General features: G+C 69.4%; 10 protein-coding genes. 5 read left to right on the top strand and 5 right to left on the bottom strand.

Annotated features, from left to right (window positions below; translation table 11 throughout):
• The 4 genes from VF522_RS17000 to VF522_RS16985 form a co-directional block, all read right to left on the bottom strand.
• Positions 1-388: tripartite tricarboxylate transporter permease (locus VF522_RS17000; protein WP_330909484.1), on the bottom strand; the 388-nt coding region annotated here is incomplete at its 3' end.
• A 16-nt stretch (positions 389-404) separates the two neighbouring features.
• Positions 405-893: a tripartite tricarboxylate transporter TctB family protein gene (locus tag VF522_RS16995; RefSeq protein ID WP_330909483.1), complete on the bottom strand. Its 489-nt coding sequence runs from the start codon at positions 891-893 to the stop codon at positions 405-407.
• A 131-nt stretch (positions 894-1,024) separates the two neighbouring features.
• Positions 1,025-2,809, bottom strand: a complete 1,785-nt coding sequence (locus tag VF522_RS16990) for a GspE/PulE family protein (RefSeq protein ID WP_330909482.1) — start codon at positions 2,807-2,809, stop codon at positions 1,025-1,027.
• Positions 2,810-2,875: 66 nt separating this feature from the next.
• Complete coding sequence (locus VF522_RS16985) at positions 2,876-3,622, bottom strand: spermidine synthase (protein ID WP_330909481.1); 747 nt, start codon at positions 3,620-3,622, stop codon at positions 2,876-2,878.
• A gap of 210 nt (positions 3,623-3,832) precedes the next feature.
• On the opposite strand from VF522_RS16985, the gene VF522_RS16980 reads away from it, so the two are divergent.
• Positions 3,833-4,771 carry a hypothetical protein gene (locus VF522_RS16980; protein ID WP_330909480.1) on the top strand — a complete coding sequence of 313 codons (939 nt, stop codon included), beginning with the start codon at positions 3,833-3,835 and terminating at the stop codon, positions 4,769-4,771.
• Positions 4,772-4,808: 37 nt separating this feature from the next.
• On the opposite strand, the gene VF522_RS16975 is transcribed toward VF522_RS16980, so the two are convergent.
• Complete coding sequence (locus tag VF522_RS16975) at positions 4,809-5,636, bottom strand: TatD family hydrolase (protein ID WP_330909479.1); 828 nt, start codon at positions 5,634-5,636, stop codon at positions 4,809-4,811.
• Between the two features lie 120 nt (positions 5,637-5,756).
• On the opposite strand from VF522_RS16975, the gene VF522_RS16970 reads away from it, so the two are divergent.
• The 4 genes from VF522_RS16970 (at position 5,757) to VF522_RS16955 (ending at position 9,896) form a co-directional block, all read left to right on the top strand.
• The gene (locus tag VF522_RS16970; RefSeq protein ID WP_330909478.1) at positions 5,757-6,761 is read left to right on the top strand and encodes a S1C family serine protease; all 1,005 of its coding nucleotides are present in this window, start codon (positions 5,757-5,759) and stop codon (positions 6,759-6,761) included.
• A 34-nt stretch (positions 6,762-6,795) separates the two neighbouring features.
• Positions 6,796-7,803, top strand: a complete 1,008-nt coding sequence (locus VF522_RS16965) for a MoxR family ATPase (protein ID WP_330909477.1) — start codon at positions 6,796-6,798, stop codon at positions 7,801-7,803.
• 79 nt (positions 7,804-7,882) lie between these two features.
• Positions 7,883-8,839 (top strand): DUF58 domain-containing protein, encoded by a 957-nt coding sequence (locus VF522_RS16960; RefSeq protein WP_330909476.1) that lies wholly within the window; start codon positions 7,883-7,885, stop codon positions 8,837-8,839.
• A 16-nt stretch (positions 8,840-8,855) separates the two neighbouring features.
• Positions 8,856-9,896 carry a VWA domain-containing protein gene (locus VF522_RS16955; RefSeq protein WP_330909475.1) on the top strand — a complete coding sequence of 347 codons (1,041 nt, stop codon included), beginning with the start codon at positions 8,856-8,858 and terminating at the stop codon, positions 9,894-9,896.
• Positions 9,897-10,019 lie beyond the last annotated feature (123 nt).

Below are 10,019 nucleotides of genomic sequence, written 5' to 3'. Positions count from 1 at the left end.
CGGCCAGGATCAGCGTGCCGACGCAGCCGGCGAAGAAGGAGCCGATGCCGGCGGCGGCGAGCGCGGGGCCCGCGCGGCCCTGGCGCGCCATCTGGTAGCCGTCGATCACTGTCACGACCGAGGACGATTCACCCGGCAGGTTCACCAGGATGGCCGTCGTCGAGCCGCCGTACTGGGCGCCGTAGTAGATGCCGGCCAGCATGATCAGCGCCGACACGGGCGGCAGCGCGTAGGTGGCGGGGAGCAGCATGGCGATGGTGGCCACCGGGCCGATGCCGGGCAGCACGCCGATCAGCGTGCCCAGCACGCAGCCGATGAACGCATACAGCAGGTTGATCGGCGTGAAGGCCACGCCGAAACCGAGCGAGAGGTTGGTAATCAGATCCATGGTGTTTCTCGTCCTCTCAACGGGTCAGGAAGCTGGGCCACACGGGGAACTGCAGCTTCAGCAGCACGATGAAGGCCAGGTAGCTGCCGATCGCCAGCACGGTGGCGAGGACGGCCACTTCCTTGGCCTTGAACTCGTCGCCGGCCAGCGCCGCCACGAAGGTGAGCGCATAGATGCCGACGATCAGGCCCATGGCCGGGATGCCGATCTTCGGGAGGCCGCCGAGGCAGATGCCGAAGATGATGTTGGAGAAGATGATGAAGAACAGCGGCTTCCAGGCCATGGTGCCGATGCGTTCGCCGTCCTCGGTCTGCACGACGAGGGCTTCGAACACCACGAAAGCGCCGATCAGCGTGAGCAGGATGCCCAGCATGAGCGGGAAATAACCGGGGCCCATGCGGGCGCCCTCGCCGATCGTGTAATTGGTGGCGCCCCACGCGAAAGCGATGCCGGCCACCATGAACATGAGCCCGGCGAAGAAGTCCTTCTGGCTCTTGATTGTCATGGGTATGTCTCCTCACAGGGATTTCGAACCGGCGGATTGTGGGGGCGAAGCCGGCCCGTCCCGATGTGGATTCCACCTACAACCGGTTACCCGACTGGGACCTGACTAATCCCCGGAAAAAGGTCGGGTTTTCAGTCCAGGGGCGGCGTGGCCGTCAGGACTTCCTCGAGGGTGGTCAGGCCTTCGGCCACGCGCAGGGCGCCGGCCAGCCGCAGTGGGCGCATGCCATCGGCGACGGCCTGCCGCTTCAGTGCACCGAGGTTGGGCTCCCGGGACACCTTCTCCTTGAAGGCCTCGCTGACGGTGAGGAGTTCGTAGAGGCCCATGCGGCCCAGGAAGCCGGTCATGCGGCAGTCCACGCAGCCCACCGGCTTGTAGGGTTGCCAGCCGCCGCTGATCTTCCAGGGCTTCACCACCTCGTCGAAGGCGCTGCGCGGCGTCTCGCCGTCGGGTTCGCGGCACTGCTTGCACAGGGTGCGCACCAGGCGCTGGGCGAGCACGCCGATCACGGTGGCGTTGATGAGGTACGACGGCACGCCGAGTTCCATCAGGCGGGAGATGGCCGAGGGAGCGTCGTTGGTGTGCAGGGTGGAGAACACCAGGTGGCCGGTGAGCGCCGCCTGCACCGCCATCTCCGCGGTCTGCAGGTCGCGGATCTCGCCGACCATGATGATGTCGGGGTCCTGCCGCATCAGCGCCCGCAGGCCCTCGGCAAAACCGAAATCGAGCTGGGGTTGCACCTGCGTCTGGTTGAAGGACGGCTCGATCATCTCGATCGGGTCCTCCACCGTGCTGACGTTCACCTCCTCGGTGGCCAGGCGCTTGAGCGTGGAGTAGAGCGTGGTGGTCTTGCCGGAGCCGGTGGGGCCGGTCACCAGCAGGATGCCGTGGGGACGGCCGACCAGGGTTTCCCAGCGCTGCGCGTCGTGGGGCGAGAAGCCGAGCGCGTCGAGGTCCTTCACCGCGGTGTCGGGGTCGAAGATGCGCATCACCATCTTCTCGCCGAAGGCGGTGGGCAGCGTCGACAGGCGCATCTCGACCTCGTCGCCGCGCGGATTGCGCGTCTTGATGCGGCCGTCCTGCGGCCGGCGCTTCTCCACCACGTCCATGCGTCCCAGCAGCTTGACGCGCGCCGTCATGGCGTTGAGCACCGAGATCGGCATCTGGTAGACCGGATGCAGCATGCCGTCGATGCGGAAGCGGATCACGCCCTGCTCGCGGCGCGGCTCCAGGTGGATGTCGCTCGCGCGCTGGTCGAAGGCGTACTGCCACAGCCAGTCGACCACCTGCACGACGCCCTGGTCGTTGGCATCGAGCTGCTTGTTGCTCTTGCCCAGCTCCACCAGCTGCTCGAAGCTCGCGGCGCCGGTGTTGCCGCCGCTCTTCTGGGCGGCCCGCACCGATTTCGCCAGCGCGAAGAATTCGGCGGTGTAGCGATGGATGTCCTGCGGACTGGCCACCACGCGGCGCACGGTGCGCCTGGCCTGGCGTTCCACCTCCTCGATCCAGTCGCCGAGGAAGGGTTCGGCCGTGGCCACCACCACTTCGTTGGGCGTCACCTGCACCGGCAGCACCTTGTGCCGCTCGGCGTAGGCGGCGCTCATGACGTCGGCGACCTTGGCCACGTCGACCTTCAGCGGGTCGATGCGCAGGTAGTCCATGCCGGCCCGGCCGGCCAGGTACTGGGTGAGCGATTCGATGTCCAGCGGCTTGCCGTCCGCCGCGCGCGTCATCGCCACCGCCGCGAGCCGCACCAGGGGGTGCTGCGCACTCTCGGCCTGCGAACAGCGCGCGATGGTGCGCCGCGCCTCCTCCGCCGAGATGACCCCGTCCTCGGACAGCCACTCCACCAGTTGCCGCCAGTTCAGCGGGCCGCGGGGCGTGGTGCGGGCGGAGATCTTGGGATGCGCGCTCATGGGGGAGATGTTAGCGACGAACCGGCATCCCGTAGGGTGGGCAAGCTCCGCTTGCCCACCATTGCGCTACGACTGCCGGAACACCCGCAGCCACTTGCGCCCGGGCAGCCCCCAGCGCGACTCGATCTCGTCGGCCCGCGCGCCCAGTTCCCCGCGCACGGGATGCACGGGCTCGCGCAGGGCGAGCACGATCGTGTTGCCCTCGCGCGTGGGCTTGAAGGCCCACACGGCCTCGGCGCCGAAGGCGGCGCGGATGCGCTTGAGGCTGCGCTCGTAGCTGGAGGAGCGGCCGAACAGGTTCACGGTCATGCAGCCGTCCTCGGTGAGCAGCTGGCGGCAATCGCGGTAGAAGTCCTCGCTATCGAGCACGGGCGCGGCGGCCTCGTGGTCGTAGAGGTCCACCATCAGCGCGTCGACCTGGCCGCGCCAGTGCTCGTGCGCCGCGACCTCCGCCGCGTCGCCCAGCACCACCGACAGCCGGGAGTCGTCCTTCGGCAGCTTGAACCAGAGCCGGCAGGCCGCGACCACCTGCGGGTTCAGCTCGATGGCCGTGGTCTTCATCCGCAGCTTCTTGTGGCAGAACTTGGTGAGCGACGCCGCCCCCAGTCCCAGCTGCATGGAGTGCCGCTTCGCGACCGAGGCGGGCTCCATGAACAGCAGCCACGCCATCATGCGCTGCACGTATTCGAGGTGGATCTCGTAGGGCGCATCCAGGAGCATGGAGCCCTGGATCCACTCGGTGCCGAGATGCAGGTAGCGGATGTCCCCGTGGTCGGAGAAATTCACTTCGGGAAGTTGAGGGGGCGCTTTCACGGCGCCGGATCATACGGGGCGCGCGGCCTCCGCCAGGTGTTGCGCGCGGCCTGCCCGCTCATCCCACGGCCCGCCCCGCTGGGCGGTCGCGGGTTTGTGCCTGTGCGGTTCTTCACGCCGGCCCGGTCGACGATCCGCCTTCGGGTTACAAAATGTTGCCAGACGCACTACCAAGCGCTTCGTGCGCTGACGGACCGAATGACCGACTTCATGCCGGAGCCCATTTCCTCCTTCCCGCCGTCGACGATGGTGGGGCAGATGGTCTGGGGATCGGACGCCGAGGGAAGCTTCGAGCCGCCGCCGCCCAGGATGCCGGCGCAGCGTTCCGCGGCGGCGCTGGCCGCGGCCACCAGCCAGCTGCTGGAAGCGCTGGTGGCCAAGCGGGTGCCGCGCGTCGAGGCGCTGCGGCGCAAGCTGCACCAGCACCGCCCGGGCGGCCTCGGCGAGATCGAACATGCGGCGAACGCGCTGCATGCCGAAATGGAGGCGCTGGACTTCCTGGCCGGGCGCAGCGGCGGCGAGCAGGCCGCCGGCTTCGGCCGCCATGGCGCGGTCGTGATCGCGGCCGCCGAGCGCATGGCCGGCGTGTCGCGCGTCCTGGTCGAGCGGCATGCGGTGGACAGTCCCGTCGCCCGCCTGCTGTGGATCGAACTGGTGCTGGAATCCGACTCGCTGCGCAAGCGGGTGCGCCAGGGCGCGCACTGGCTCGCGCAGATGAACCGCGACCTGGGCCATCGCCGCACGGCGGTGACCGCGGAGATCTCGCAGCGCGCGCTGGACGAACTCGCGCGCCGCGGCACCACCCTGCACCAGCGCCTGCACACGGTGCACCGCCTGTGCGGCCACGCCCGCAGCATCCACGCGCTGTGCGAACGGATGGCGGAGCAGCGCAACCACCTTTGCGCGACGCTGCAGGACAAGGTGCTGCCGGCGGCGGCGCAACTGCAGCAATCGCTGCAACCGCTGCTCGAGGCCGTCGGTTACCGCCCGCTGGTGCCCGAGGAGCTGATGACCGCCATCGAGGCCCGGCACGAGATGCAGGTGTGCCTCACGCAGGTCGCCGCCCACGTGGTGCAGCTGCAGGCGGGCGACGAGGAGCTGGCCGCGCAGCTGGTGCAGATGGAAGAGAAGGCCGCGAGCCTGGCTTAGGTCGGCCTGGCTGCCGGGACGGGCCCGGCATGGCGATTCACTTCGCCTCGCGTCGCAGCAAGGATGCCAGCCGCGGCAGCGCCGCGCAGGCATTGCGCGTGGTCGCTTCGGCCAGTTCGCCCGCCTCCATCCCCCGCAAGCCCGCCAGCACCGCCCCGATCGCCGGCAGCTCGCCCGGCTCGTTGCGGCCCTGGACCGCGCCCGCGCTGCGTTCTCCCGCCGTGCGGTACAGCCAGTGCGGCGGGATGTCCGGCGCGTCCGTCTCCAGCACCAGGGCGTCGAGCGGCAGCTCGCGCGCCAGCCGGCGGATCTGCAGGGCGCGGTCGAACGTCAGCGTGCCGCCGAATCCCAGCCGGAAGCCGAGCCGCAGGAACTCCTCCGCCTGCTGCGCGCTGCCGTTGAAAGCATGCGTGATTCCGGTGACCGGGATGCGGCGCAGCTGCTTCAGGAGCGGGTCCGCCGAACGGCGCACGTGCAGCAGCACGGGCAGGCCGTGCTTGCGCGCGAGCTCCAGCTGCGCGCGGTAGATGAACTCCTGCTTCGCCGCGTCCAGCCCGGGCACGAAGTAGTCCAGGCCGATCTCGCCCACCGCCACCAGGCGCGGGTCGTCACGGTGCGTCTCCAGGGCACGGTCGAGTATCGCGAGGTCGTCCTCGGATGTGTCGGGCGTGTAAAGGGGATGGATGCCCAGCGCGTAGCTGTCCCCATGCCGGTGCGCCAGCTCGCGCACGCGGTCGAAGTTGAAGGGGCCGACGGCGGGCAGCACGCAATGCGCCACGCCGGCCCCGGCGGCGCGGCGGCGGACGGCGTCCACGTCGCCCGCGAATTCCCCTGCGTCCAGGTGGCAGTGCGTATCGATCCACATCGGTCGCCCATGATGCCGCAAGCCGTGCACTGGCCAGCAAACCGTGATACCGTGTGCCATCGCCTGGGCAGCATCGGCGCCGCCCCGGCGGACCTTCCGGAAACACTCCAAGGAATACGGATGCGCAGGCCAGCCCTCTACAGTTCCAGCCGCCCTGCCCGGCCTGCCGCTCCCGCCAGCGAAGCGACGCAGGCCATCCCTGCCGAAGCGCAGCCCGAGGCCGCCGCGGCGGCCGCTCCCGCCCGCAAGCGCCGCTTCGGCATCTCCCCGTCCAGCCCCGCCCTGCTGTGGACCGCGATCCTGCTGCTCGGGATCGCGCTGGCGAGCAGTCTCGCCCTGCGGCCGATGCAGCGCAAGCTCACGCAGGAAGACATCAACGCCGCGGTCCTGAAGACCATGGAGACGCAGGTCATGCCGTCGGAGTACGCGCGGGCCTACGAAGCCATCCGGCCGTCGGTGGTGCGCGTGGTGAGCTACATCAAGAAAAGCCGGCTGAAGGAGCTCGAGCCCAAGCTGGCCGCCAGGAGCTCCAAGCCCAAGCCGCTGGGCCCGGCGCAGGAAGACCTCACCGGCGACGGCGACGAGATCGAGAACGGCGTCGGCACCGGCGTGGTGATCATCGACAAGGGCGTGATCCTCACCAACCTGCACGTCGTGCACGGCGCCGACCGCATCAAGGTCATCTTCTACGACGGCCTGGAAGCCAACGCCACCATCACCGGCGTGCAGGCCGAGAACGACCTCGCGGTGCTGCAGGCCGCCAAGATCCCCGACGACATGATCGCCGCCACCATGCGCTCCACCAGCGACCTCGCGCCCGGCGACAAGGTGCTGGCGGTGGGCTTCCCCTTCGGCATCGGCCCTTCGGCCTCCGGCGGCGTCGTCTCCGGCCTCGGCCGCGTGTTCCGCTCCCCCGAGGGCAAGCAGGAGATGCGCAACCTGATCCAGTTCGACGCGGCGGCCAATCCCGGCAATTCGGGCGGCCCGCTGGTCACCATGGACGGCGAGGTGGTGGGCATCGTCACCGCCATCCTCAACCCGACTTCGGCGCGCACCTTCCTCGGCATCGGCTTCGCCGTGCCGATCGAGAACGCCGCTTCCGCCGCCGGGCTGCCGCCGTTCTGACGGCCGCCCCTCCTTCCATCCCCAGCAGGACCGCATGGACAACACCAATCGCACCGACAGCGCCACGGCGCAATTGATGGAACAGATCCTCTACGAAGTGAAGCGGGTCGTCGTCGGCCAGGACCGGTTCCTCGAGCGGGTGATGGTGGCCATGCTGGCGCAGGGCCACCTGCTGGTGGAAGGCGTGCCGGGCCTGGCCAAGACGCTGACGGTCAAGACGCTGGCCAGCACCATGCGCGGCCGGTTCAAGCGCATCCAGTTCACGCCCGACCTCGTGCCGGCCGACCTGGTGGGCACGCGCATCTACAACCAGAAGACCGGCGACTTCTCCACCTCGCTGGGCCCGGTGTTCGCCAACCTGCTGCTGGCCGACGAAATCAACCGTGCCCCGGCCAAGGTGCAGAGCGCGCTGCTGGAAGTGATGCAGGAACGCCAGGTGACCATCGCCGGCGACACGCACAAGGTGCCCCATCCCTTCCTGGTGATGGCCACCCAGAACCCGATCGAGACGGAGGGCACCTATCCGCTGCCCGAGGCGCAGGTCGACCGCTTCATGATGAAGGTGCTGGTCGACTATCCGACGGACGAGGAAGAATTCGTGATCGTGCAGCGCGTCACCGGCCCCGCCGTCGACGTCTCGCCGGTCGCGACCACCGAGCAGCTGGCGGCGCTGCAGCGCGAATGCCGCGAGGTCTACGTGGATCCCTCGCTGGTGCAGTACGCGGTGAAGCTGGTGTCCGCCACGCGCGCGCCCGACCGCCACGGCCTGAAGGACCTCGCGCGGTTCATCACCTACGGGGCGAGCCCGCGCGCCACGATCAACCTGACCGAAGGCGCCCGCGCGCTGGCCATGCTGCGCGGACGCGGCTACGCGCTGCCGGAAGACATGGTCGACCTGGTGCCGGACGTGCTGCGCCATCGCGTGGTGCTGTCGTACGAAGCCCTGTCCGAGGGCCTGAGCTCCGACATGCTGATCCAGAAGATCATGGCCAAGATCCCGGCGCCGCCCAAACCCCTGGAACATGAAAAGCTGGTGGCGTAAACAGGCCCCCCCCCGAAGCGCCTCCGGCGCCTCCCCCCCAGGGGGGCGCCACCAGCGGCCTGGCGAAGCCAGTTCCGCGGTGGCACTGGAGGAGGTTGAGGCCGCATCCCCTGCGCACCACGCCGAGCAGGTCCTGCGCCGGCTGGAGTGGAAGGTCATCCGCCGGCTCGACGGCCTGCTGCAGGGCGACTACCGCACGCTGCTGCGCGGCACCGGCCTGGATCTCGCCGACCTGCGCGAATACCAGCTGCACGACGACGTGCGCCACATCGACTGGAACGTCACTGCCCGCATGCAGTCGCCGCACGTGCGCGTGTTCACCGAGGACCGCGAGATGTCGGCCTGGTTCCTGCTCGACCTCAGCCCCTCGATCGACTTCGGCTCCGGCGAACTGCGCAAGCGCAACGTGTCCGCCGAGTTCGTGGCGGTGCTCGCGCGCCTGCTCACGCGCCACGGCAACCGCGTGGGCGCCATGCTGTACGGCGCCGGCGTCGATTCCATCATCCCGGCGCGCAACGGCCGCCGCCACGTGCTGCACCTGCTGCACAGCATGCTGGACCGCGTGGTCACCACCGAGAGCGGGCCGACGCGGCTGCAGGAGCTGCTCGCGTCCGGCGCCAGCATGATCAAGCGCCGCTCCACCATCTTCGTGGTGTCCGACTTCATCAGCGAACCGGGCTGGGAGAAGGCCCTGGCGCAGCTCGCGCAGCGGCACGAGGTCGTGGCCGTGCGCGTGCTGGATCCCCTGGAGCTGGACCTGCCCGACCTCGGCCTGCTCACGCTGCGCGACGCCGAGACCGGCGAGCAGGTGGTGGTCGACACCCACGACGCCGGTTTCCGCAAGCGATTCGCGCGCATCGCCGCGCAACGGGAGGCCGAGCTGCGGGAGGCGCTCGTCCGCAGCAACGTCGACGCACTGGAGCTCTCGACGGACGCCGACCTGGTCGACGCCATCGTGCGCTTCGTCGACATGCGCAAGCGCCGCACGCAACTAGCCTCCGGCGGCCTGCCGGCCCACCTGCGCCGCGCCGCCTGATCCGGGGAGAACGACCATGCAATTCCTCTGGCCCCAGTTCCTCTGGCTGCTGCTGGCCCTGCCGGTGCTGGTGGCCCTGTACGTCATGCTGCTGCGGCGCAAGAAGAAGATGGCGGTGCGCTATGCCTCGCTGTCCATCGTGAAGGAAGCGATGGGCAAGGGCTCGCAGGTGCGCCGCCACATCCCGCCGGTGCTGTTCCTGCTCTCGATGGCCGCCCTGATGCTGGCCGCGGCGCGGCCGGTCGCGGTGGTCACTTTGCCGTCGAACCAGCAGACCATCATCCTGGCGATGGACGTATCCGGCAGCATGCGCGCCACCGACGTCCAGCCCAACCGGCTCGCCGCCGCGCAGAGCGCCGCCAAGGCCTTCCTGGGCGAGCTGCCGCGCCACGTGAAGGTCGGCATCGTCGCCTTCGCCGGCTCGGCCCAGGTGGCGCAGCTGCCGACCGTCAACCGCGAAGACCTCGTCACCGCGATCGACCGCTTCCAGCTGCAGCGCGCCACCGCGACCGGCAATGCGATCGTGATCTCGCTGGCCACGCTGTTCCCGGACGCCGGCATCGAGCTCGACTCGCTGCAGGGCGGCCGCGAGCGCCAGCGGGGCTTCGCCATCGACGGCGACAAGAAGCCGAAGAAGGAGTTCACGCCGGTCGCGCCGGGCTCCTATCCCTCGGCGGCGATCATCATGCTGACCGACGGCCAGCGCACCACCGGCGTCGACCCGCTGGAAGCCGCCAAGATGGCCGCCGACCGCGGCGTGCGCGTCTACACTGTGGGCATCGGCACGGTGGACGGCGAGACGATCGGCTTCGAAGGCTGGTCGATGCGCGTTCGCCTCGACGAGGAAACGCTCAAGGCGATCGCCAACAAGACTTCGGCCGAATACTTCTACGCCGGCACGGCGCAGGACCTGAAGAAGGTCTACGAGACGCTCAGCTCCAAGCTGACGGTGGAGAAGAAGGAGACCGAGATCTCCGCACTGTTCGCGATGGCGGCGGCGGCGCTGGCGTTGCTGTCGGCAGGGCTTTCGCTGGTCTGGTTCAACCGGATCCTCTGAATCCCGTCATCCCCGCGGAGGCGGGGACCCAGGCGTTTGTATTGAAGCGGCTGCGCCGCTTCCCGCTTTTGGGCAGCGGGGTGCGTCGCGTCAGGCGGTGCGCGGTGTGGCCCCGCTGGGGCG

Origin of the sequence: Ramlibacter sp. (assembly GCF_036383835.1) — a bacterium.
Taxonomy (GTDB): Bacteria; Pseudomonadota; Gammaproteobacteria; order Burkholderiales; family Burkholderiaceae_C; genus Ramlibacter.
The sequence above is the reverse complement of the archived record's forward strand: the minus strand, read 5'-3'. Positions and strand labels throughout refer to the sequence as shown.